A 23825-nucleotide genomic window follows, 5' to 3' on the forward strand; every position below is an offset into this window, starting at 1 on the left:
GTCACGGTCTGTTGAATAACTCGCCGAGAACCTCGCAGGCACGGCCCAGGCCCTCGTCGTCCACCTGGAAGTGGAAGGTGGCGCGCAGGGTCTGCGGGCCGAAGGGCACCATCTTCACGCCGCGTTCCTCCAGGCGGGCCACGGCCTCCCCGGCGCTCTCCCCCTCCACATCGAAGATCACAATGTTGGTCTCCACGGTGGCGGGATCGACCGACAGGCCGCTGCAGCCTGCGGCGGCTTCGGCCAGCTTCCGCGCCCTGCGGTGATCATCCTCCAGCAGCGGCAGGTGGTGGCGCACGGCGTAGTCGGCGGCCGCAGCCAGAAGGCCGATCTGCCGCATGCCCCCGCCCAGCATCTTGCGGATGCGGCGGGCCTCCGCCGCGCGGTCGGCCGCGCAGAGCACCATGGAGCCCACGGGAGCGCCCAGGCCCTTGCTGAAGCTGACGGTCATGGTGTCGGCCACCTCCCCGAAAAGGAGGGCGGCACCTCGGTGGCGGTGACAGCGTTCCAGACGCGCGCGCCGTCCAGGTGCACGGCCAGGCCCAGCTCGCGGGCCGTCTCGCGCACCTCGATAAGCTCCGAGCGGGTGTAGCAGGCGCCTCCCCCCTTGTTGGTGGCATTTTCGATAATCACGGCGGAGGAGACCGGCTCCCAGTCGCGCCCGCTGCGCATGGCGGCGCGGATCTGCTCGCCGCCGATTTTGCCGCGCTCGCCCTCCACGGGGTGGAGCTGCACGGAGGAGAGGAGGGCGGCGGAAGTGTTTTCGTAATTGAACATGTGGCCGGTGCGGTCGGTGACCGCCTCTTCGCCGGGAGAGGTGAGCATCTTCAGGCAGATCTGGTTGCCCATCACCCCGCTGGGCACGAAAAGACCCGCTCCGAAGCCGAATAGATCGGCCATGCGCTCCTGGAAGGCGTTGGCGGTGGGATCCTCGCCGAATACGTCGTCACCGGTCTCCGCCTCGGCCATGGCCCGGAGCATCTCGCGGGTGGGACGCGTAACGGTATCGCTGCGCAGGTCGACGTTCATTCGGAGGAGGCGTGTTCGGTGATATTCCGATGGAAGGTAGCAAGGTCGATGTTGCTGCCGCAGACGATGATACCCGTGCGCCGGTCCTGCAGTTCCTCGCGCAGGGGACCCATGGCCGCCGCGGTGGCGGAGGCGCCCGCCGGCTCCAGGCCCAGCTTCATCTGCTCGAACAGGATCTTCATGGCGTCGGCCATCTGCCGGTCGGTGACGGTCACAATGCGGTCCACCGCCCGTTTGCAGAGGGCAAAGCTGTAGGGGGCGGCGTGCGGGGCGCCGAGGCTGTCGGCGATGGTGCGCACCTTGTCGATGGATTCGGGCTTGCCGGAAGCGAAGCTGCGGGTCATGGAATCGGCTCCCTCGGGCTCCACTCCGTACACCTTGCAGCCGGGCTGCAGGTGTTTGACGGCAGTGGCGATGCCCGCACAGAGTCCCCCTCCCCCGATGGGTACGATGACCGCATCCAGCTCGCCGGCCTGCTCGGCCAGCTCCAGTCCCACCGTGGCGGTGCCCAGGGCGGTGAGCCTGCCCTCGAAGGGATGCACGAAAGCGCGCCCCTCCTCCTCTTCGATGCGCTCCACGGTATCGAAGGCCTCGTGCACGTCGGCCACCAGCACCACCTCGGCCCCGAAACGCTTGCAGCGTTCGACGCGGGCGGGATTGGCCGTTTCAGGCATGACCACCTTGGCGCTCATGCCCAGGGAGCGGGCGGCGAAAGCCACGGCGATGGCGTGGTTGCCCGCGCTGACGGCGGTGACGCCCCGCTCGCGCTGCGCCTCGCCGAGGTCAAGCATATTCATCAGGGCTCCGCGCGGCTTGAAGCTGCCGCCGTGCTGGAAGAGTTCCAGCTTGAGCCAGATCTGTGCCTCCTCCCCGAACAGCTCCCGGGGCGTGTCGCCCTGCCAGTGCCATACGGGAGTCTCCCGCACCCGGTGGCGCAGCTTCTGCCGCGCCTGGCGGATCTCCTCAAGACTGGGTATGTCGATGTTGTGGTCGCTCATGGTCCTCGGCCTGGGTTGGGGTGGGAGAGCGTATCAGTCGTGCGTGAAAAATCCTTCACCGGTCTTGTCGCCCAGCTTACCGGCGTCCACCATCTTGACCAGCAGGGGACAGGGCCGGTACTCGGGATCCTCGAATCCCTCGTAAAGCACCTCCAGGATGTCCAGGCAGACGTCCAGCCCGATAAAATCGGCCAGGCGTAGGGGTCCCATCGGATGGGCCATGCCCAGCTTCATCACCGAGTCGATGTGTTCGGCGGTGGCCACGCCCTCGTGCACGCAGAAGATGGCCTCGTTGATCATGGGCATGAGCACGCGGTTGGAGACGAAGCCGGGATAGTCGTTCACCGGCACGGGCGTCTTGTCCAGCAGGCGCGCGGTCTCTTCCACGGCCTCGTAGGTTGCGTCGTCCGTTTCGAGTCCCCGTACCACCTCCACCAGCTTCATCACGGGCACCGGGTTGAAAAAATGCATGCCGATGAAACGCTCCGGCCGGGAGGTGCCGGCGGCGATTTTCGTAATGGAGATGGAGGAGGTGTTGGTGGCCAGGATGGCGCGGTCCGGCGCCGCCTTGTCCACCTCCCCGAAAATCTTCTTCTTGAGCTCGTAGTTCTCCGGCACCGCCTCCACCACCAGGTCCACCTCCTTGACCGCCTCGATGAGGTTGGTGTGGGTGGAGATGTTCTTGAGGGTCTGCACCTTTTCGGGAGCCTCGATCTTATTCTTCCGGACCATGCGTTCCAGGTTGGAGTCGATGGTGGAGACCGCCTTCTCGGCCAGCTCCTCGCTGGTTTCCACGAGGTTGACCGGGATGCCGTTCATGGCGAAGACGTGGGCGATGCCGTTGCCCATGGTGCCGCCGCCAATTACCGCTACCTTCTTGATATCCATGTGTGACGTGCCTTTATGCTTTCAAATGGGATGCAATGTACGTGCAGAGAGTAGAGAATTCTGAAGGTTTTATCAATACCGGCGCTTTCGTACCTTCCTCCAGACGCCGAGCCTGAACCCCGACGATCCACGCTTCGCCCATGAAGAGACTTGCACGCTGGCTGCTTTTTCTGCTCATCCTGGCGGCCGGCCTGGGCGCGCTGGCGGTCTACTGGACCTTCTACCGTCCCCTCCCCGACTACGAGGCCACCCTGCGCCTGGAAGGCCTGGAGCAGCCGGTGCAGGTGCACTGGGACACCTACGGGGTGCCGCATATCTATGCTGGCAGCGAGGAGGACCTCTGGTTCGCCCTGGGCTACGCCCACGCGCAGGACCGCCTCTGGCAGATGACCCTCACCCAGCTGGCCGCCGAAGGGCGTTTCGCGGAGTTCCTGGGACCCGAACTGGTGCCGGTGGACCGCCTGATGCGTACCATAGGTTTCTGGAAAATTGCACAGCGGACCGAGGAGCAGCTCGGCGATCGCGAGCGTGCCGTCCTGGAGGCCTATGCCCGGGGCGTGAACCGCTACGCCGAGCGAAATGTCAAATCCCTGCCCATCCAGTTTTCGCTGGCGGGCATGGAGCCGCTGCGCTGGACCCCCACGCACTCCCTGGCCCTGGCCCGTCTGATGGCCTGGGAGCTGAACCTGGCCTGGAAGTCAGAGGTGGTCAACGCCCTGCTTCGCCAGAAACTCTCCCCCGCCCTCTACGTCGACCTCTTCCCCGGCCGCGAACCGCCGGCCGGCGGCCGCGCGCTGCCTCACGCGGGACCGGCGGGAGTGTCTCCCGACAGCGCGGCGATCCCCGATTCCGCCGGGACAGGCGCTGAGGACTCCTTGCCTGATACCACTAGTGGGGTCTTCTCTGGCGCGGGTGGAGGTGCCGGCCTGGCTGCCTCGAAGGCACTGCTTCCCATGCTGGAGGCGGGCGACCGGCTGCGGCGGCTGCTGGGACACGCCGGCAAGCGCGTGGGCTCCAACGCCTGGGCGGTGGACGGCAGCCGCACCGAAAGCGGCTATCCCTGCTGGCGGGCGACCCGCACCTGGGACTCGACATTCCCGGCACCTGGTACGAAGCCAGCCTTCACCTGGACGGCCGCTCCCTTTCCGGGGCCACCCTCCCCGGGGCCCCTGCCGTGGTGCTCGGACAGAACGACCACCTGGCCTGGTCGCTGACCAACGTGATGCTGGACGACACCGATTTCTTCGTGGAGCAGCTGCATCCGAACGACACGGACCGCTACCTGGCGGACTCGTCCGACGGGGAACCGGTTTGGGAGCCGTTCACCGTGCAGCGGGAAGTTATTCGTGTAAAAAACGCCGACGACACCCTCTTCACACGGCGGCTCACCCGGCACGGACCCGTGGTATCCGACGTGCATCCCGACAGCGCCCTGGTGGACGGGCGCGTGATCACCATGCGCTGGACCGGACAAGAGGCCAGCAACGAGCTCGGGGCCCTGCTGGACATGGGCTGGGCCACCGGCCGCGAGGAGTTCCTGCAGGCCGCACGAGCCTTCCGGGTGCCTGCCCAGAATATCATCTACGCCGACCGTGACGGCAACATCGGCCGCTACACCCTGGGGGCGGTGCCCCTCCGCGAGGGCAGTCCCCTGGCCTTCCGGGAGGGCTGGGAGCCCGCACTGGACTGGCAGGGCTACGTGCCCTTTGAGGAGCTGCCCCGCGAGGAGAATCCCCCCTCCGGCTGGGTGGCCAATGCCAACAATCCCATAGGCGCGCCCGACTACCCCCACTACCTCTCCTCCTACTGGGATTCCGAGGCGCGCTACTACCGCATTTCACGCTACCTGGAGGCCGCCGACACTGCCAGCACCGCCCTCTTCCGCACCATGCAGTACGACGCCTACTCTTCCTGGTCGGCCGAATTGGTGGACTACATCCTGCCGGTGCTCGAGGAGGCCGGCCCCAATGAGTTTTCCACGGCCATCTCCTACCTGGAGAATTGGGACTACACCTACCTTCCCTCGGAAACGGCGGCCTCCATCGTCGACCTCTTCGCCCTGAATTTCAGCCGAAACGTAATGGGCGACGAAATGGGCGAATCCGCCTACGAGTCCTACATCCGCTTCTCAGGCCAGCCCGAACGTGCCCTCATGCGCTTCGTGCGCCGGGGAAGCGCCTTCTTCGACGACGTGAGTACCACGGAGCGGGAGACCGAGCGGGAGATGATTCTACGCAGCATGCGCCAGACCCTGCAGACGCTGACCGGGCGCTACGGCAGCGAGCCGGTGGAGTGGCGCTGGGAGCAGCTGCATACGCTTACCCTGCGCCCGCCCCTCTTCGGGGAGGCCGCCCGCGACTCCAGCGCGCCCGGGGCCCTGCGGCTGATCGTCAACAACCTGATGAGCCGGGGCCCCTATCCGGCCCATGGGCACAGCATGAGTCTCAACAACGGGGAGTACCGGTGGACCGATCCATTTGAAATGGTGCTCGGCCCCTCCATACGACGCATCGTTGACCTGTCGGACACCCGCAGCAGCCTCTCCATCCTGCCCACGGGCCAGTCGGGCAATCCTCTTTCCGCCTACTACGGCGATCAGACCGAGAGCTGGCTTAACGGCGAGTACCGAATCTTTTACCGCGACAGCCTCCTTTTCCGACAAGCCGAAGTGAAGACCATGCGGCTGCTGCCCGCAGACCGCTGAATGACGTCGCCGAAGGGGCAATCGTACCTCCCCCGGAGACCCGCCCGATGTTCTGAATTCTCGCGCTATTGTGCTATATTCCCTGCCAGGAAACGCTGCAGGCAAGGTCCCCAACCTCTACCGCGCAAACAGAGATGAACGCCCCAGACACCGGATCCGCACGTATTTCTTCCCTGGTTCTCCCGGTCCTCGTGGCCCTCCTTGTGCTCCTGCCGGGATCCGACAAGCCCCTGGAAGGGACCGCCTCCGCCCTTTTCGGCGAACGTGATCAGACCATCGCCGCACGCGACGCCCTCCCCTCCGATACCGACATCGACAGCCTGCTTCAGCAAATGAGCCTGGAAGAGAAGATCGGCCAGCTCTTTTTCATCTCCGCCGAGGGCGAGTTTCACAACGCCTCCGACCCCGCCTACCAGCGGCTGCTCTCCGGCATACGCGACTACCATGTGGGCGGGCTCATCTTCTTCAGCGGCAACGTCTACGGACAGGCGATGCTCACCAACCGCTTGCAGCAGGCCAGCGACATCCCCCTCTGGATCACACAGGACATGGAATACGGGGCCGCCATGCGGGTGCGCGACGCCACGCGCATCGTACCCGCCATGGGCATCGCCGCCACCGGAAATCCCGGCTACGCCTACGCGGCCGGGCGCATAACGGCCTCCGAAGCCCGGGCCCTGGGTGTACACCAGGTTTTTGCGCCGGTCCTCGACGTGAACAACAATCCCGACAACCCGGTGATCAACGTGCGCTCCTTTTCGGGCGACCCGCAGACGGTGGCCCGTTTCGGCAACCGTTTTATCGAGGGGGTGCAGTCGCAGGGCCTGGTGGCCACCGCCAAGCACTTTCCGGGCCATGGCGACACCGACACCGACTCCCACATCTCCCTGCCGGTAATTCCCTACGATTACAGCCGGCTTGACACCCTGGAGCTGGTACCCTTCCGATCGGCCATCCAAAACGGCGTGGGCAGCGTAATGAGCGCCCACATCGCCTTTCCCGAACTCGGTAAGCCCGAATTGCCCGCCACCATGGACCCGCACGTGCTCAACCGCATCCTGGTCGACTCCCTGGGTTTCGGTGGACTGGTGGTGACCGACGGGCTGGAGATGAGCGGCATCTCCTCCAACTACTCTCCCGGCGAGGCGGTGATCCGCTCCCTGCAGGCCGGGGCCGACGTGATGCTGCTGAGTCCCGATATGATCACCGCCGTCAACGAAGTACGGCGCGCCGTGGAGCGCGGCGATCTGAGCGAGGCGCGTATCGAGCGTTCCGTGCGCAAGCTCCTGGAACTCAAGCGCAGCCAAGGCCTCTTCGAGAACGCGACGGTGGACCTGGACGCCCTGAACGACCGCATCGACACCATCGAGAACCGCGTGACGGCCGAAGAGATCAGCCGTCGCTCCATCACGGTGGTCCGCAACGAGGGCGGTATTCTTCCCATCCGCGCCGCCGAATATCCCGAGGTGCTGGTGCTCTCGGTGGCCGATGACGAGTCGGGCAACACCGGCTCCTACCTGGGCTCCCGCTTCCGCGACTATCACCCCAACGTCACCTTCCGGGTCTTTGACCGGCGAAGCGGGGAGGAGGAGAAACGCGAGATCCTGCGCGAAGCCCGCGAGGCCGACCTGGTGGTGGTGGGCTCCTTTATCTACGTGCGGTCCGGTCAGCCTGTTCAGCTCACCGACGAGCAGCTCTCCTTCGTCCGCAAGGTGACATCCTCGAAGCCTTCCGTGCTTATCGCCCTCGGCAATCCCTACGTGGTGCACGACCTGCCCGAGAGCGAAGTGCAGGTGATGGCCTGGTCGGCCAGCAGCGACCAGATCGACGCGGTGGTCCCGGCCCTCTTCGGCGGTTCGGCGGTGGACGGGCGCCTTCCCATACGCATTCCCGACATGTACGAAATGGGCCATGGACTCACCCTTCCACGCACCACCCTGCGCCACGGCCGGCCGGAGAGCGTGGGACTCTCCTCGGACTCCCTGCGGAGGGTGGAAAACCTCATGCGCGAGGCGGTTTTCGACTCCACCTTCCCGGGCGGTACCGTCACGGTGGTCAAAGACGGGGTGATCGCCTACCAGGAGGGCTTCGGCTACCACACCTACGAGAAGACCCGCCGCACGGAGTCCGGCGACGTCTTCGACCTGGCCTCCCTCACCAAAATGGTGGCCACCACCGCCGCCGTGATGAAGCTGACAGACGAAGACGAGCTCAGCCTGAGCGACCGTGTGGGTGACTACATCGAGGAGTTTTCCCAAGGTCCCAAGCGCGCCATCACCGTCCGCAACCTGCTGCTGCACAATTCAGGCCTCCCGCCCTTTCGGGTCTACGTCGACTCCCTGCAGAGCCGCGGGGCCATTCTGGAGGCCATCCGCAACGAACCCCTTACCTACGAGCCCGGCACCCAATACGTGTACAGCGACCTGGGCTTCATTCTGCTGGCCGAAATCGTGGAACAGGTGTCCGGCCTGCCCCTGGACCGCTATGTCAGAAGTGAGCTCTTCTATCCCATGGGACTCAGGGATACCCATTTCAATCCTTCGGCCATAGGTAACTGGTTTACCCGGCGCATCCCTCCCACTGAAATCGACACCGTCTTCCGCAACAAGACCATACACGCCGAGGTGCACGATGAACGCGCCTGGTTTCTGGAGGGCGTGGCCGGACACGCCGGGCTCTTCTCCAGCGGGAGCGACCTGGCCGCCTTCGCCCAGATGCTGCTGGACGGAGGCACCTGGGCCGGCAAGCGCTACTTTCAGACCTCCACCGTCCGCATGTTCACCTCTGACCAGTCGCCGCACAATACACGGGGACTCGGTTTCGACCGCAAGAGCGAGGGTTTCAGCACAGCCGGCTCGCTGACCAGCCCGTCCACCTTCGGACACCTGGGCTTTACCGGCACCAGCATGTGGATCGATCCCGAACGCGAGCTGGCCGTTATCATTCTTACCAATCGCACCTGGCCCCACCGCTCCTACGGGGAGAACATCAGCCGGGTGCGCGCCGCCGTGGCCGACGCGGTGGTCTCATCCATCATCGATCCATGAGCGCCGGCTCCCCAGACAAATTGACCGACCAACTTCGCGGGCGGTCCTACGCGCCCTACTCGGGCCGCCCCGCCTGGGCGCTGGCCGAAGACGGCTCCGGAACCCTCTACCCGGCGTGCGGGTAGAGAACCTCTCCTTCCCGCTGACCATCTCCGCCCCGCAGGCCGCCCTCTTCCACTGCCTGAGCGAGGGGGCCGAGCCGCGCCGGCTCTACCTGGAGCGCCCGGAGGGCGCCGAGGCGGGTTACTGGAGGGAAGAGTACGGACTGGAGCTGCGGTCCCTGGAGGAGGCGGGAGAAGCAGGAAAGGCCCACCTCCCCCTGCTGGAGGAGCGGGACGACATCCCCGCCCTGCTGGCGGATTTACTGGGACAGGCCCGTACGGCGCACTCCGGCTTTCCCGTGTCCGCCGTGCTCGAAACCGATCTGGGACTGGTGAGCGGTGTCAACATCGAGTGCAGCGACTGGAGCCGGGGACTCTGTGCCGAAAGGGTGGCCCTTGCCAAGGCCGTGGCGGCTGGCGCGAACGCTTTCCGGCGTCTTCACATTCACACCGGTGAAGGGGAGTTCAGCTCGCCCTGCGGCGCCTGCCGGCAGGTGCTGGCCGAACACATGCCCGGGGCCACCTTATGCCTGCATCACGCCGACCGGTCGCGGTCGGACTTCTTTGCGTGCGACCTGCTCCCCTACGGTTTTCACTCCTCCGCATTGCGTAACTCATCATCATGAACTACCTGGCGGTACTCGATTACGAGCACATGGACGACGGCGTCTTCCTGGGCACCCTGGCCCGCTCCATCGCGGCACACGACTACAGCGGTTCGATACTCCTGCACGGGGAGAGCGCCTACACCGAGCGCATCATTCAGACCGGTGTGATGCGGGAGGACGCAGTGATACGCGCCCACAAGGACCTCAACCACCGCCTCGTGGCCCTGCTGGCCGACGAGGGCGTTTCGGCCACCGGCCTCAACGGACATCGGCGTTCGCTGATCACCCTCCGCGACGGAGAGCTCTCGCTGGACCGTTCCTTCCTGGATGCCATGCCGAAGGAACCGCTACTGCTCGTCTCCTCCCTGGCCATGGATACCGGCACCGGCCGCCCCGTCACAGTTAACCTCCCCCGAATGGCCGATTTCCTGCGGGAGGAACTGCGGCCCGACGAACTTTTTCTCTTCACGCCGTCGGACGAAAACGAGATATTTACCGACCGTTTCCCGCGCGAAGATACCTGTTGGAACGAGCTTTCGCAGGAGCAGTTGGAGTTCCTGGTGCCGAAAGAGTTCCGCGACTACGGGCGTCCCCTGCGCCTTTCAACAGCCCGCGACTTCCAGAAAATACCTGATTTGGGACCTACCAAAGCCCTTTTATAGTCCGAATGCCCTCGACAGGTTCCTGCGCGGGTACCTAAGTGCCATAAATTGCAGGAAATCACCCCTAATTCGTTAAAAATGCCCTGATTAACTTGACAGGACACCTGCATATACCTAGATTCGCATATTCGATGTTATCGAAGTGAGTCGGGCATCGAGGGATTCACCAAGCCAACGCTAACCAAACGGAGTCACAATATGAGCCGATTTGACGAAATGCAAAGCTTACTGGAAGAACTGGAACCTGATATCAACAAGTTCTATAACAAGGGCAACAAGGCAGCCGGCACGCGTGCTCGCAAAACTCTTCAGGATATGAAGAAGAAGGCACAAGATATCCGAATGGAAATCCAGGAATGGAAAAACACCGGCAAGGTCTAGTCCGGTAGCAACCGATATTTACAGGCGGCTGCATGGGGTTTCCCGCGCAGCCGTTTTTTTATACCTGTCACCCGCCTTCCAATCCAGGTCCGCCGCTTCGCACCACGGCTTTGACATCCCTTGCCCACTGCGGCCGGCCGCCCGGAACATTGCCTCCCCTCCCCCGAATGCATGGTATCCCCCCAGCGTATCCTGATGGACGATTCCGCCCCACAGGTTAATACAGCCTTTACGGTAATTTAACATACAGTTAACAAAAGACACGGGCCTTCCACATACCTTTGAAGCAGAAAATCAGCACACTTCGATAACACATCCTACAGAGTATGAACAAGCAATTCCTCCTCCTTGCGACAGTGAGCAGTCTGCTGCTGACCGCCTGCGGATCCGGCGGTACGTCCAATGAAATACAGATCGACGGCTCGAGTACGGTATATCCCATCACCGAAGCCGTGGCCGAAGAGTACCGCTCCGCCTCCCCCGAGACCAGGGTGACCATCGGCGTTTCGGGTACCGGCGGGGGCTTCCAGAAATTCCTGCGGGGCGAGACCGACATCAACAACGCCTCCCGTGACATTCAGCCTTCCGAGGTGGCAACGGCCGAGGAGAACGGCATCGACTACCTGCGCCTCTCCGTGGCCTTTGACGGCCTGGCGGTTCTGGTACATCCTGATAACGACTGGGTAGATTATTTCACCGTGGAGGAGCTCCACACCATATGGGAGCCCGAAGCGCAGGGCTCAATTACACGATGGAACCAGGTACGGTCCGGCTGGCCGGACGAGGAGATGCATCTCTACGGACCGGGGGTCGCCTCCGGCACCTACGACTACTTCACCGAGGTTGTGGTAGGCGAGGCCGGCTCCAGCCGCGGCGATTTCACCGCCAGCGAGGACGACAATGTGCTCGTACAGGGAGTATCCACCGACCCCTACGCCCTGGGATTCTTCGGGCTGGCCTATTACGAAGAGAACAGCGAGCGGCTGCGCCTGGTGCCGGTGAAAGACGGCGAAGGCGCCCCTGTGGAGCCCAGCATGCAGACGGTTTCCAACGGCACCTACACCCCCCTCTCACGTCCCCTGTTCATCTACGTCTCGGAGAACGCCGTCCAAAAAGCAGCGGTGCGCGACTTCGTGCGCTTCTACCTGGAGCATGCGGGCGAACTCTCCCGGCAGGTAGGCTACGTGCCCATGCCCGACTCGGCCTACCGGGCGGAGCTGGACCGCTTCAACAGTTTTGCTGACTCCGTCAATGCAGAATGAGGTGGAAAGAGAAACTTATTGAGAAGGTCCTGGCAGCCTGCGCGCTGCTGACCATTCTTACCACGGTGGGAATCGTGCTCGTGCTGCTGGTGGAGGCGGTGAGCTTCTTCAGCGAAGTATCCATGGTGGATTTCTTCACCGACACGCAGTGGACGCCGCTGTTCACCCAGAAAAACTACGGCATCCTCCCCCTGCTTTCGGGCACCTTCCTGACGGCCTCCATCGCCATCGCGGTGGCCCTGCCGGTGGGACTCACCGTGGCCGTCTACCTGAATGAGTACGCCACCCGGCGCATGCGCACCCTGCTCAAGCCCATGTTGGAAATTCTGGCGGTGGTGCCCACGGTGGTTTACGGATTTTTCGCACTGATGATCGTCACGCCCTTTCTTAAAAACTTTTTCCCGGGGCTCTCCGGTTTCAACGCCCTCTCCCCCGGCATCGTGATGGGTATCATGATCATTCCCTTCATCTCATCGCTGAGCGAGGACGCCCTCAGCTCGGTGCCCAGATCCCTCAGGAACGCGTCCTTCGGCATGGGATCCACCCGCTTCCAGACCGCCTTTCGCGTGATGGTGCCGGCGGCCTCCTCCGGCATCATCGTATCGGCCATACTGGCCGTCTCGCGCGCCATCGGGGAGACCATGATCGTAGCCATCGCGGCCGGCCAGCAGCCCAGGCTGGGACTCGATCCGACGGTCCCCATCCAGACCATCACCGCCTACATCGTGCAGGTGAGCATGGGCGATGTGCCCTACGGCACCCTCGCCTACAAGACCATCTTTGCCGCCGGCATCACGCTTTTCGTCTTTACCTTCCTGCTGAACAACCTCAGCTACTGGGTCAAATCCAAATACCAGGAAGAATATGAATAGCACGCAGCGCAGCCGTTTGAAGGACAAGATATTCCAGGGCGTGGGTATCACCGCCACGGTGGGCTGTGTGGCCGTGCTGGTCATTTTCCTGGCTTTCATCCTATACCAGGGTGTGGACCGATTGAGCTGGGAATTCATCACGAGCCTGCCCTCCCGCTTTGCCGGCCAGTCGGGCATCTACACCGCCTGGATCGGGACGGTGTGGGTGCTGGTGCTCACCACCCTGGTCTCCTTCCCGCTGGGGGTGGGCGCGGGCATCTACCTGGAGGAGTACGGCAAGAAGAGCCGTCTAAATAAATTTTTGGAAATCAACATCGCCAACCTGGCCGGAGTGCCCTCGGTGATCTACGGCCTGCTGGGCCTGGAAGTCTTTGTGCGGCTGATGCGCATGGGCAACAGCATCCTCGCCGGCTCGCTCACCCTCTCACTGCTCATTCTCCCCATCATTATCGTCTCCACCCGCGAGGCCATCCGCGCCGTGCCGAAGACCATCCGGGAGGCCTCCCAGGCCTTGGGCGCCTCCAAGTGGCAGACCATAAGGGGACAGATCCTGCCCGCCTCCTTCGGGGGCATCCTCACCGGGGTGATCCTGGCCATCTCGCGCGCTGTCGGGGAGACAGCCCCCCTCATCGTGGTGGGCGCCCTGGCCTACGTGCCCTTCGCCCCGCGCGGTCCGCTGGACGAATTCACGGTGCTGCCCATACAGATCTTCAACTGGGTCAGCCGTCCCCAGCACGAATTTGTCATCAACGCCGCCGCGGCCATCATCGTGCTGCTGGGCATCACCTTTGTGATGAACGGCATTGCCGTGTGGATGCGCTACCGCTGGCAAAAGAAACTGGACTGGTAATTGGACTTCCAATAATTTTGTAAAACCATGATTGACCTCGATACGCCCAGAAAAAACAAGCCGGGTACCGACGCCCCCTCCATCAGGGAGAAAACCTACAAGTTGCGTGCACGCAACATCGACGTCTTCTACGGTGATTTCCAGGCCATCCGCAACATCAGCATGGACATCAAGGAGCATTCGGTGACCGCCTTCATCGGTCCCTCGGGATGCGGCAAGTCCACCTTCCTGCGGCTGTTCAACCGCATGAACGATAACATTGACGGGTTCCGCATGAACGGCGACATACTGCTGGACGGGAATAACATCTACGATGAGGACGTCAGAGTGGAGGTGCTCCGGAAAACGGTGGGAATGGTCTTTCAGAAACCCAATCCCTTCCCAAAATCCATCTACGAGAACGTGGCCTTCGGGCTTCGAATTCAGCACATCAAGGATGAGCAGCTCATCGAGGAGCGCGTGGTGGAGTCGCTCAAACAGGCGACGCTCTTCGATGAGGTAAAAGACAACCTGGGCAAGCAGGCCCTCACCCTGAGCGGGGGACAGCAGCAGCGGCTGTGCATTGCACGCGCCCTGGCGGTAAAACCCTCGGTGCTGCTCATGGACGAGCCCACTTCCGCCCTGGATCCCATCTCCACCGACAAGATCGAGGATCTTATTTACGAGCTAAAAAAGCATTATACTATCTCTGTGGTTACCCACAACATGCAGCAGGCGGGAAGGATCAGCGACTATACTGCCTTTCTATATATGGGTGAGCTTGTGGAGTTCGACCGTACACGTAAGCTCTTTACCTCACCCGAAAAAGACCGTACCCAAAACTACATTACCGGGCGCTTCGGCTGATCAGCCCTGCGGCCCAAACGCCTGCAGCCGGCGTCCCACGAGACAGTCACCTGAAATAGCGATTCAGCACACAGCATACACCATACACCATGTCACACCTGGATACCGAATTACGGCTCCTGAACGAAGACATACAGGAGCTTATGCACCTGGTCGGCGGACAACTGGAGAAAGGCCGCGAGGCCATCCGGAACTTTGACAAGGACCTGGCCGTGGAGATACGCGCCGACGAGCGGAGAGTGGACGCCCTTGAGCTCAAGATCGACCGGGACTGCGAAAACATCCTCGCCCTTTTCAATCCTGTGGCCATCGATCTGCGCTTTGTCATCGCCTGCTTCAAGATCAACTCCGATCTGGAGCGGCTGGGCGACCACGCCTACAGCATCGCGGGCTATCTGACTGACATGGACGGTCCCATGGACGAGGATCACATGCGGCAGATGCGCCTGGACGAGATGTACGATATGGCCATACGCATGCTGGAACATGTGGTCGAGGCCTTCGATGCGGAAGACTCCAAGCAGGCGCGCAAGGTGCTTGTCATGGACGAGACCCTTAACGAAATCAACCGCGACGCCTCTAAGATAACCTCGCAACTGATCCGGGAGGATCCCGAACGCATTCAGCGCTACCTCTACCTCTTCTCCATAATCCGCAAACTGGAGAGGGTGGGCGACCTTGTGAAGAACATCGGCGAGGAGATCGTATTTTACCTGGAGGCCAAGGTGCTCAAGCACAAGAAAAAGAAGTACCGGAACAGTCCTTGATCACCACCAATCCATACCCAACCAAAACACCTCTCCCATGAGATCTTCGGCATTGTTCGGTCTGTTTATAACCCTCTTGCTGGCACCCCTGGCCGCCGACGCCCAGGTATCGGTAGGCGAAAGCGGCACCCTCAGCGGCCGGGCCTACATGGACTACTACTGGGTGGCCGCCAACCACAACGAGAGCTTGGAAGGGCGTAACGGCTTCTGGTTCCGGCGCATCTATCTCACCTACGACCGCGACATGGCGGGCAACTTCAGCAGCCGCCTTCGTCTGGAGATGGACAATCCCGGCAACTTCATCTCCAACGCCAAACTGGAGCCCGTAGTCAAGGACGCCTGGCTGCGGTGGAGTTCCAAGGGCCATCAGCTCACGGCAGGCATCTCCTCCCCGCCCACCCTTGCGCTGGTGGAGGACGTCTGGGGCTACCGTGCGGTGGAAAAAACCGCGGTGGACCTTCACGGCATGGGCGCCTCCCGCGATTTCGGACTCTCGGCCAAAGGCACTCTCGGAGAGGAAGGCCGATTCAGCTACCACGCCATGGTGGGCAACGGGGTGAGCAACCGCACGGAGGTGGACCGCGGAAAGAAGGCGATGCTCTCCCTGAGTTACGAGCTGACCCCTGAACTGGTGGTTGAGGTCTACGGCGACTACAACGACTTTGCCGGGGACCGATACTGGACCACCCTGCAGGCTTTTGCCGGTTACCAGGGCGAGTCCTTTCAGGCGGGTGCTCACTTCACCCGGCAGTACCGGCGGGGCGCCACGTCCGGCGAGAACCTGGAGATAAAGCTTGTTTCGGTTTTCGCGCGCGGTGATTTCTCCGACCGAGTCACCGGTCTGGTGCGGGTGGACCGTTTGTTTAACCCCAATCCGGCGGGGGAAAACACCTCCTATCTGCCCTACAGCAATATGGCCAGCCCCACCGTACTCATTGGCGGCCTGGATGTCCGGCTGGAAGAAGACATTCACCTCATTCCCAATTTCGAAGCCGTATTCTACAGCGAAAACGACCAGGAGGTCCAGCCCGACAGCGATTTTATCCCGAGGCTTACCCTCTACTATCGTTTCTAGCACCGCCCGTCGGAAGGCTTACGTAAAAGGTGCTCCCGCGACCCACCTCGCTCTCCACCCGGATACGTCCCCCATGTGCCTGCACAATCTTGCGGGTGATAGCCAGTCCCAGTCCGGTACTCCGTTCACCGGCGGTGGGACGTGACTTCAGCTTGGCAAAAGGCTGGAAAAGCTTATCTATATCCTCTTCGGAAATGCCTACGCCTTCGTCCCGCACAAAAAAGGTGACGCTGTCATTCGCCTTTTCCTCGTGCATGCCCAGCGTAACCGTGGTGCCGGACTCCGAGTACTTGATGGCATTGGACAGCAGGTTGTTGAGAACCTGCACCAGCTTGTGACGGTCCGCCTCGATGCGCCTGGGTTCATCCGTCAGCTGCAGGCATAAGGCTATACCTTTTTTATCACTCTCCCCCCGGTAGAGAGAAGCCGTGTGCCTCATCAAATCCACCAGGTCCACCTCCTGCCGGTTTATTTCGACCTTGCCCGATTCGATGGACGAGATATCGAGCATGTCCTCGACCATGTGCAGCATGAGTTTGCTGGAAGAGTGAATCTCACGAATGAAATCCAGCTGCTGATCGGTAAAGCAGCCGCTCTCCTCGTGATCCTCCAGCAACAGGGATGAAAATCCAAGGATGGCGGACAGGGGATTTCTCAGGTCGTGGGCCGCCATACCGAGCATCATATTCTTCTGCTCGTTAATCCGCTCAAGCTGGCTGGTCTTCTTGGCCAGCTTCCGCTGGGCCATGGCCAGCTCGTTGTTAAGCTTGGTCATCTCCTCGTACAGCGCGCGGGAATTGCTCTGGTCCGTGTCCCTCTCCTCACGGTTCTTGTTGCGTTCGTCCATGGAAAAATTCGCTTTCCTTTACAGGATATTCCCGGTTCTTGTCGCCACCCGCTCCGGTCCGCCTTGAATAAGCTCATTCGCCGTGCGGACCGCCGCCTCGGGTTCGGGTGCCCACGCATCTGCCCCAATATCTTTCCACAATCCAGGAAATTGCATGAATGGTTTCCCTCCTACGATGACCCGGCATGGTTCCAGGTCTTGTTCGTTTTCCAGCTGCCGAAGAATTTCCCGGGCAGTGCCCAGCGACTGGTGCATGGTCACGGAGAGCGCCAGTACATCCGCCTTTCGGCTGCGAACCTCCTCAAACAGGTCGTCCGTCGGGCAGTTGGCACCCAGGTAATAGGTATCCCATCCCTCCATCTCGAAAAAATCCGCCACCATGCGGATCCCTATTTCGTGCAGTTCCCCTCCCACGGCAGTAGCTACAAGAGTCTTTCCCACCCTGTTCGTGCTAAAGATAAGGGATAGAGCTGCGACATAAGAGACTGAACAGCGGCGCTGCAATAGTGCTCTTGTGCCACGTTGATCTGATTCAGCTGCCAAAGACGGCCCACTTCGTACAGGCTGGGTTGGAAAATTTTCGTGTAAAGGTTTTTTACGGACGTGCCTTCCTCGACCGCTCCGTCTACAAGCTCGCCGGCGCGCCGGCGGTCACCGCCCAGCAGGGATTCGAAAAAGTCTTTTCTGACGTCCCTCAACGGGTCGTCTCCCTCCAGGTGGGATCTGCCTGCGTCCTCCTCACCGGATTCACGACTGCACTCCTTCTGGAAAAATTCCAGTGGATGGTTTGGGGCGGTCTCACCGCTCTTTTCCAGCACCCTTTCGAACGCCTCACAGAAATTGTTCATGCGGGACGGTTTCATGCCGTGATGTTTGATAAGGCTGCGGGACCAGTGGAGAAAATCGGCGAACATACCGGGTACGCCTAACGCGTAAGCTTCATAGAACTGCCGCAGGAACAGCTCCATGTACTCCTCAAAGCCGATACTGATGTCTGTACTCCAGATATCACCTCCCCGTATCCCTTCCAGCTCCTCCAGCAGGAGACTTTGCATACGGTTGCGGGATAGATGAATACCTTGATCGTGCATAGGCTGGTTACCTGCGGTCATTAAAGCGTGCCAGACAGATCCTCCAACTGTAAGAAGTACCCGTCTTGCTCTGGCAAGGTTGAATGCGTGGGTGGCACTCTCCTATTTCAAGGTTTAAATTAAGAAATTTTAATGGTAATTTCTTTTAATTATCTGGTCAGAAAATGCAGTCCTACATTTAAATTTGCGGGGTCGCCTTGCCGATAAGAGGCAGGAGGGCAAAGAGAATATAAGAAGAGCCGTACCCCGAATGGATGGGAGTGACGATTGAGAGCGATTTGGAACCAATATAAAAAAACGGTTTTTCGAAACTGCACCGAAGCGGGCGTACCCCGTAACTCCGTACGGTACTGGAAGAACCAGCTCTTCGCCGTTACCGTCACCTATATTATACCCATGAGCCTGGTTGCCCTGGTTCCCGGCATTCACATGGCCTGGAAGATGGGATTTATGGGCATGCTGGCGGCCGACGTTCTCGCCGTCGCATCCATCCTTTGGGTGGCCTTCCATCCTGGCATCTCCCTCATCCAGCGTAAGCTTATTTTTAACGCCGCGCTATATTTGGTAGCCGTCGTACTTCTCTATTACCTGGGTTCCCATGGGCCCGGACTACTCTACCAGTTGACGATCACTATCTTCGTACTGCTTACGCTGGATCGTGTTTACGGGTACAGCGCCCTGGCGCTTAATACCTTGGTCTGTCTCATCCTGGGGGTTGCCATATATTTCGGCTTCGCCGGCCACGCCTTATTACAGCAGTACCAGCTGGACTCCTGGATCGGCGTCTCCTCCAACCTGGTGTTCCTCAGCGGCACCGCGGTATTTTTGTTTCCGAAACTTTTTGAAGGACTTGAGACCGCGTTCACCGACCAGGAACAGGCAGAAAGCATGCTGCGGGAGTCGCTCTCGGAAAAGGAGACCCTGCTCATGGAGATCCATCACCGCGTGAAAAACAACATGGCCATCGTATCCGGCATGCTGGAGCTTCAGGCAATGGATGAGGAGGATCCCGGCCTACACCAGAAATTGAGAGGAAGTATAGGCCGCATCAAGACCATGGGCACCATCCATGAGCTTCTCTATCGCTCCAACAGTTTCTCCAGGCTGGAAGTGAACCAAAATATCCGCAAGCTGGTCAACCAGATTACCGCGACGGTGACATCCTCCCTCGAAATCGAAGTTGACTGCAAACTTCAGCCCGTCGTCCTGAACATCAACCAGGCCATTCCCTTATCGCTGATCATCAACGAGGTTGTCACCAATGCCGTCAAGCATGCCTTCAAAGGGCGGGATTGGGGCATGCTACATGTTTCCCTGCAGGAGAAGGACTCCAGGGTGTTCCTGCGTATAGTAGACAACGGGGGAGGATTTCCGGACAACGGTGAAAGTCCAGTAACCGACTCTCTGGGCATACAGCTCATTCAAACGCTCTCCGCCCAGCTGGAAGGTGACTACACCTACCGTAACGTCGAAGAAGGGGTACGATTCACTCTGGAATTCACCAGGCAGGACGTCAAGGGAACCGGGAATGCGCACCTCCGCTGAATACGGCCTGTAGTCAGCGGTTGTCGAAGGCCTCGGGAATGGGGCGCCCCTCCCCTTCGGAGGCCCAGTAGATGTTGACCACCCACCAGCGTTCGCCGTCATGCAGGAGCTGAATACTGTTGATGCCGCGGGCGATGATGGGGCCGTCCGCCGAATTGCGCGAGGTGTAGGTGCTGAAGACCTGGGCGATGGGATCGAAACGATGCACCTCGCGGTGAATTTCCTCCTCGATGAAACCGTTTTCGACCAGGTAGGGACCTGACTGCTCGATATACTGTTCGGGCGTAAGGTAACGCGTGGTGAACCTGCCCTCATTCTCTCCTGTGGGAATTAGCTGGGCTCCGTCGCGGAAAAGCTGGCGGAAAGTGTCCCAGTCGCGCGCCTCGCCCTGCTCTCCGGAAATGGAGCCGTAAAGCGCCTCCAGAACCCCGTCAATGGTGGTCAGGTCGTAGGGAGTTGGCGTGCTGTCCTGCGCAAAGGCCAGTCCGGGAGCGATCAGGAAACATATAATCAGGGGGGCGATCAGGTTTTTCATGGGTGGAATAATTGGCGTATGTAGAACTTGTTTGAGGGATGTGGAAGAATATGCACAGATCGCCCGTCAATCCAAAGTCCCCCCTAATCCCCAGGCCCGGTATTCTGCGGTAGCTGTGACATAACGACCCCCAGGGCTCCATGCTACCAGTATTCAAGTACCGAATGCACTGCTTACAGGTAATCGGTCAGCACAATCTCTCCATGAATCAGCCGGCGAAGCATAACCTTGCTTTTCCAGCTCTTTATTTTTTGTTCTGCTTCCTGTGCCTCCTCCCGGCTATCAAACGAGTGCTGGTAGACCACATTCCACGGGCGGTAACGGCGGGTATGGCCTTGCCGACCGTGGTTGTGGAAGTACAATCGACGCTCCAGATCATTGGTAAGACCCACGTAGTAGCTCTCACGGACTTCCGATCGCAATATGTACAGCACATGCTCCATATGTAAAAAAAGCCCTGCTCACAGGAGTAAGCAGGGCTTCGCTCCCCGGGGCGGATTCGAACCGCCGTCCCGACATCGTCGGGATAACAAGCCGATTGCTCTGCTCACAAATTATTGGTCATCTATTGACCATATGTAAAAAAAGCCCTGCTCACAGGAGTAAGCAGGGCTTCGCTCCCCGGGCGGATTCGAACCGCCGTCCCGACATCGTCGGGATAACAAGCCGATTGCTCTTGCTCACAAATTATTGGTCATCTATTGACCATATGTAAAAAAAGCCCTGCTCGCCGGGAGTAAGCAGGGCTTCGCTTCCCGGGGCGGATTCGAACCGCCGTCCCAACATCGTCGGGATAACAAGCCGATTACTCTGCTCACAAATTATTGGTCATCTATTGACCATATGTAAAAAAAGCCCTGCTCACAGGAGTAAGCAGGGCTTCGACTCCCGGGGCGGATTCGAACCGCCGTCCCGACATCGTCGGGATAACAAGCCGATTGCTCTGCTCACAAATTCTGGTCATCTATTGACCATATGTAAAAAAAGCCCTGCTCACAGGAGTAAGCAGGGCTTCGCTCCCCGGGGCGGATTCGAACCGCCGTCCCGACATCGTCGGGATAACAAGCCGATTACGCTGCTCACAAATTATTGGTCATCTATTGACCATATGTAAAAAAAGCCCTGCTCACAGGAGTAAGCAGGGCTTCGCTCCCCGGGGCGGATTCGAACCGCCGTCCCGACATCGTCGGGATAACAAGCCGATTGCTCTGCTCACAAATTATTGGTCATCTATTGACCATATGTAAAAAAAGCCCTGCTCACAGGAGTAAGCAGGGCTTCGCTCCCCGGGGCGGATTCGAACCGCCGTCCCGACATCGTCGGGATAACAAGCCGATTACTCTGCTCACAAATTATTGGTCATCTATTGACCATATGTAAAAAAAGCCCTGCTCACAGGAGTAAGCAGGGCTTCGCTCCCCGGGGCGGATTCGAACCGCCGACCCATCGGTTAACAGCCGATTGCTCTGCCGCTGAGCTACCGAGGAATAAATAACAGTATGTCAACTTCCGGTAGCTGCGATTCGAACGCCGTCCCGACATCGTCGGGATAACAGCCGATTGCTCTGCCGCTGAGCTACCGAGGAATAAATAACAGTATGTCAACTTCCGGTAGCTGCGATTCGAACGCCGTCCCGACATCGTCGGGATAACAGCCGATTGCTCTGCCGCTGAGCTACCGAATGAAATAGCGGATTCGCTTCCCGATAGCTCCGATACAGTACTGTCAACTTCCGGTAGCTCGCCGCGACTCGATAACAGCCGATTGCTCTGCCGCTGAGCTACCGAGGAATAAATAACAGTAGGTCAACTTCCGGTAGCGCGATTGACGCCGTTCCACACCGTCGGAATAACGCCGATTGCCTCTCCGCTCAGCTACCGAGGAATTGAGAACCCGAATATAACCACTAGAGGGAACGTAAGTCAAGGATTTTTTCCAATCTTTATCGATGAATTCCTGGTCTAGTTTCCTTCAACCGTCCAATAGAACCTAATATAAGCTATGAGGATTATAGGCTTGTACCTGCTGCAAAAAAATATTAACGCATTTTAATCACTAACTATTTGATATTTATAGCTCTATCTTTGATATTGAAAAAGAACAAAATCTAAAGAGCGCTTCATTCAAAAATAATCTAGAATCATGAGGGAGTTTCGAATAGAAACTGTTGCATTTCGCCTCTCAGCGCTCTATATCGATAGCATATCACTCCGCAGAGGATACTAAAATGATTCGTTGAATCTACATTCTCTGTTAGATGTTTGCCGGAGGGCAGGTCGGCGACAAGAATCATATTTCTTGTAGCTAAATAAGATACAGTTTAGATTTTGGACCTGATTTCTCACGGCCAGATACCCTTTCTCACTCCCTACGCAACATGCCGGCAGCCGTCTGAGCTGACACGGCAGGTTTCAATGGAATCACAGCCGACTTATACAGGGATTTCTTTGCGTTTTTTCGAATACAAAATGCACTCTGAAATCGATATCACCGTAAGATCTAAAGGAAAATAAGTATAGAAAACGGTAACGACCCATGCGAACTTTCACGCAATTGCAACAAGAAATCGGGAGCTGAACAAATAAAGGAGGCAGCACCAGAGAACTTCTCCAAAGCCTCAAGGCTTCGGAGAAGGGTCGACACCCTGGTACCGCCCGTATAAAGACCTATAGTAGGTATATATCTTAGCAAGGTATAGTTACTGAACGAGTTGTTCAACGGGCTCCTCTTTTTCCCTGTTTTGCTCCTTTTTCATCCGGGGAATAACCCCACTGGGATTCCGCGAGGGCGGATTAATAAATCTCAGCTAGTTACACCAATCCGAATAAATCATAGGAGTAATACTATGAGACGCTTAATAATGCTATGTTTTGTTCTGCTTTTTGCCAGTTCCATGGCAATCGCGCAGAATAACGAAACCGACATTACCCAGGCATCCGATAATAACGATGCCATTGTCGATCAGTCAGGAGAAGCCAATATCGCCACTGTCACTCAGAAAGGCGTAGGCGTAAACACTGCCATCATCAATCAGAGCAGCAATCCTGGCGAAACCGGCATCATCGAGTCCACTATTCGACAGATCGGATACCATAACACCGCGATTGCCAACGGATCGCGTAAGAACTACAGAAGCTCGACTACCAAGCAAGTTCAGCTTGGCAACCACAACAGAGCTGTAATTAACCCGAATGGAAACATTGGAAGCAACCTTGGAACAGCCCTGACGCAGGTTCAGCAAGGTAACCAGAACTTCGCCACGATGAGTGGTAAAAACAGTTACTCTGCGGAACAGCGCCAGAATGGCTTCTCCAACGTTGCCAAGACGTCCGGTAATTCAAAGAACGCGGATGTCTTCCAGAAACAAGTCGGCAACAACAACCGTGCAATAATGGACGGAGCCAACTTCGGATACGCCTCCTCGAACCAGCGGCAGTTCGGTGATCAAAATGTTTCCATACTGGAAAATGTCGGACACGACGGTCCGGGCGAATCCTACGTAACCTACCAGAACGGCACGCTCAATACAGCAAGACTATTCGCCAACGGTTATGGCGGCGTGCTTGACATCAGCCAGATCTCCAATCAAAATTCCGCAAAAGTTACCTGGACAACACCCGGTAACTCGACGGATATCAATCAGACCGGCTTCAGCAACTCCGCCGTAGTCAATTCCAACTAATTTGAATAGGAAAAAAGATTTGAGAAAGCATCCC

The 23825-nt window shown here is 59.1% G+C and carries 22 protein-coding genes, 1 tRNA gene and 1 pseudogene; 14 read left to right on the forward strand and 10 right to left on the reverse strand.

Annotated elements, in window-relative coordinates:
* Position 1: 1 nt before the first annotated feature.
* Genes U5K31_03685 through U5K31_03700 form a run of 4 tightly spaced genes read right to left on the reverse strand, consistent with a single transcriptional unit; the run spans position 2 to position 2915 of the window.
* Positions 2–463 carry a beta-eliminating lyase-related protein gene (locus U5K31_03685; protein ID MDZ7771828.1) on the reverse strand — a complete coding sequence of 154 codons (462 nt, stop codon included), beginning with the start codon at positions 461–463 and terminating at the stop codon, positions 2–4.
* Positions 448–1029 (reverse strand): threonine aldolase family protein, encoded by a 582-nt coding sequence (locus U5K31_03690; protein ID MDZ7771829.1) that lies wholly within the window; start codon positions 1027–1029, stop codon positions 448–450. The genes U5K31_03685 and U5K31_03690 overlap by 16 nt, the downstream gene beginning before the upstream one ends.
* Positions 1026–2027, reverse strand: coding sequence for a threonine/serine dehydratase (locus U5K31_03695; GenBank protein MDZ7771830.1), 1002 nt, complete (start codon positions 2025–2027; stop codon positions 1026–1028). Before U5K31_03695 ends, U5K31_03690 begins: the two co-directional genes overlap by 4 nt.
* A 33-nt stretch (positions 2028–2060) precedes the next feature.
* Complete coding sequence (locus tag U5K31_03700; GenBank protein ID MDZ7771831.1) at positions 2061–2915, reverse strand: 3-hydroxybutyryl-CoA dehydrogenase; 855 nt, start codon at positions 2913–2915, stop codon at positions 2061–2063.
* Positions 2916–3055: 140 nt separating this feature from the next.
* Between U5K31_03700 and U5K31_03705 the strand changes: the two are divergent.
* The 12 genes and pseudogenes from U5K31_03705 to U5K31_03760 all read left to right on the forward strand — a co-directional run bounded on the left by U5K31_03705 (position 3056) and on the right by U5K31_03760 (position 16090).
* A pseudogene (locus tag U5K31_03705) lies at positions 3056–5619 on the forward strand (penicillin acylase family protein).
* 134 nt (positions 5620–5753) lie between these two features.
* Complete coding sequence (locus tag U5K31_03710; protein MDZ7771832.1) at positions 5754–8666, forward strand: glycoside hydrolase family 3 N-terminal domain-containing protein; 2913 nt, start codon at positions 5754–5756, stop codon at positions 8664–8666.
* Complete coding sequence (locus tag U5K31_03715; GenBank protein ID MDZ7771833.1) at positions 8663–8791, forward strand: hypothetical protein; 129 nt, start codon at positions 8663–8665, stop codon at positions 8789–8791. The genes U5K31_03710 and U5K31_03715 overlap by 4 nt, the downstream gene beginning before the upstream one ends.
* Positions 8782–9393 (forward strand): cytidine deaminase, encoded by a 612-nt coding sequence (locus tag U5K31_03720; GenBank protein MDZ7771834.1) that lies wholly within the window; start codon positions 8782–8784, stop codon positions 9391–9393. The genes U5K31_03715 and U5K31_03720 overlap by 10 nt, the downstream gene beginning before the upstream one ends.
* Positions 9390–10037: a hypothetical protein gene (locus U5K31_03725; GenBank protein ID MDZ7771835.1), complete on the forward strand. Its 648-nt coding sequence runs from the start codon at positions 9390–9392 to the stop codon at positions 10035–10037. The genes U5K31_03720 and U5K31_03725 overlap by 4 nt, the downstream gene beginning before the upstream one ends.
* A gap of 198 nt (positions 10038–10235) precedes the next feature.
* Entirely contained in the window at positions 10236–10418 is a 183-nt protein-coding gene (locus U5K31_03730; protein ID MDZ7771836.1) for a histone H1, read from the forward strand.
* 326 nt (positions 10419–10744) lie between these two features.
* On the forward strand, positions 10745–11680 hold the full coding sequence (locus U5K31_03735) for a PstS family phosphate ABC transporter substrate-binding protein (GenBank protein MDZ7771837.1): 936 nt from the start codon (positions 10745–10747) through the stop codon (positions 11678–11680).
* Positions 11677–12552, forward strand: coding sequence for a phosphate ABC transporter permease subunit PstC (gene pstC / locus U5K31_03740; protein ID MDZ7771838.1), 876 nt, complete (start codon positions 11677–11679; stop codon positions 12550–12552). The genes U5K31_03735 and pstC overlap by 4 nt, the downstream gene beginning before the upstream one ends.
* Positions 12545–13402 carry a phosphate ABC transporter permease PstA gene (gene pstA / locus U5K31_03745; GenBank protein ID MDZ7771839.1) on the forward strand — a complete coding sequence of 286 codons (858 nt, stop codon included), beginning with the start codon at positions 12545–12547 and terminating at the stop codon, positions 13400–13402. Before pstC ends, pstA begins: the two co-directional genes overlap by 8 nt.
* Before the next feature lie 27 nt (positions 13403–13429).
* Positions 13430–14248, forward strand: a complete 819-nt coding sequence (pstB, locus tag U5K31_03750) for a phosphate ABC transporter ATP-binding protein PstB (protein ID MDZ7771840.1) — start codon at positions 13430–13432, stop codon at positions 14246–14248.
* An 89-nt stretch (positions 14249–14337) separates the two neighbouring features.
* Entirely contained in the window at positions 14338–15015 is a 678-nt protein-coding gene (phoU, locus tag U5K31_03755; GenBank protein ID MDZ7771841.1) for a phosphate signaling complex protein PhoU, read from the forward strand.
* Positions 15016–15052: 37 nt separating this feature from the next.
* Complete coding sequence (locus U5K31_03760) at positions 15053–16090, forward strand: hypothetical protein (protein MDZ7771842.1); 1038 nt, start codon at positions 15053–15055, stop codon at positions 16088–16090.
* Here U5K31_03760 and U5K31_03765 read toward each other — a convergent pair.
* Genes U5K31_03765 through U5K31_03775 form a run of 3 tightly spaced genes read right to left on the reverse strand, consistent with a single transcriptional unit; the run spans position 16068 to position 18028 of the window.
* Positions 16068–16937 (reverse strand): HAMP domain-containing sensor histidine kinase, encoded by an 870-nt coding sequence (locus U5K31_03765; GenBank protein MDZ7771843.1) that lies wholly within the window; start codon positions 16935–16937, stop codon positions 16068–16070. The genes U5K31_03760 and U5K31_03765 overlap by 23 nt on opposite strands.
* Before the next feature lie 18 nt (positions 16938–16955).
* Positions 16956–17378, reverse strand: coding sequence for a cobalamin-dependent protein (locus U5K31_03770; GenBank protein MDZ7771844.1), 423 nt, complete (start codon positions 17376–17378; stop codon positions 16956–16958).
* Positions 17360–18028: a B12-binding domain-containing protein gene (locus U5K31_03775; GenBank protein MDZ7771845.1), complete on the reverse strand. Its 669-nt coding sequence runs from the start codon at positions 18026–18028 to the stop codon at positions 17360–17362. Before U5K31_03775 ends, U5K31_03770 begins: the two co-directional genes overlap by 19 nt.
* 396 nt (positions 18029–18424) lie before the next feature.
* Between U5K31_03775 and U5K31_03780 the strand changes: the two genes are divergently transcribed.
* Complete coding sequence (locus U5K31_03780) at positions 18425–19573, forward strand: sensor histidine kinase (GenBank protein ID MDZ7771846.1); 1149 nt, start codon at positions 18425–18427, stop codon at positions 19571–19573.
* Between the two features lie 13 nt (positions 19574–19586).
* On the opposite strand, the gene U5K31_03785 is transcribed toward U5K31_03780, so the two are convergent.
* The 3 genes from U5K31_03785 to U5K31_03795 all read right to left on the reverse strand — a co-directional run bounded on the left by U5K31_03785 (position 19587) and on the right by U5K31_03795 (position 21595).
* Positions 19587–20108 carry a hypothetical protein gene (locus U5K31_03785; protein MDZ7771847.1) on the reverse strand — a complete coding sequence of 174 codons (522 nt, stop codon included), beginning with the start codon at positions 20106–20108 and terminating at the stop codon, positions 19587–19589.
* A 173-nt stretch (positions 20109–20281) separates the two neighbouring features.
* Positions 20282–20551, reverse strand: a complete 270-nt coding sequence (locus U5K31_03790) for a GIY-YIG nuclease family protein (GenBank protein ID MDZ7771848.1) — start codon at positions 20549–20551, stop codon at positions 20282–20284.
* A gap of 972 nt (positions 20552–21523) precedes the next feature.
* A tRNA-Asn gene (locus tag U5K31_03795) sits at positions 21524–21595 on the reverse strand.
* Between the two features lie 1359 nt (positions 21596–22954).
* On the opposite strand from U5K31_03795, the gene U5K31_03800 reads away from it, so the two are divergent.
* Positions 22955–23791 carry a curlin repeat-containing protein gene (locus U5K31_03800; protein ID MDZ7771849.1) on the forward strand — a complete coding sequence of 279 codons (837 nt, stop codon included), beginning with the start codon at positions 22955–22957 and terminating at the stop codon, positions 23789–23791.
* The last annotated feature ends 34 nt before the right edge of the window (positions 23792–23825 follow it).

The sequence above is a fragment of the Balneolaceae bacterium genome (genome assembly GCA_034521445.1).
Classification (GTDB): domain Bacteria; phylum Bacteroidota; class Rhodothermia; order Balneolales; family Balneolaceae; genus JAXHMM01.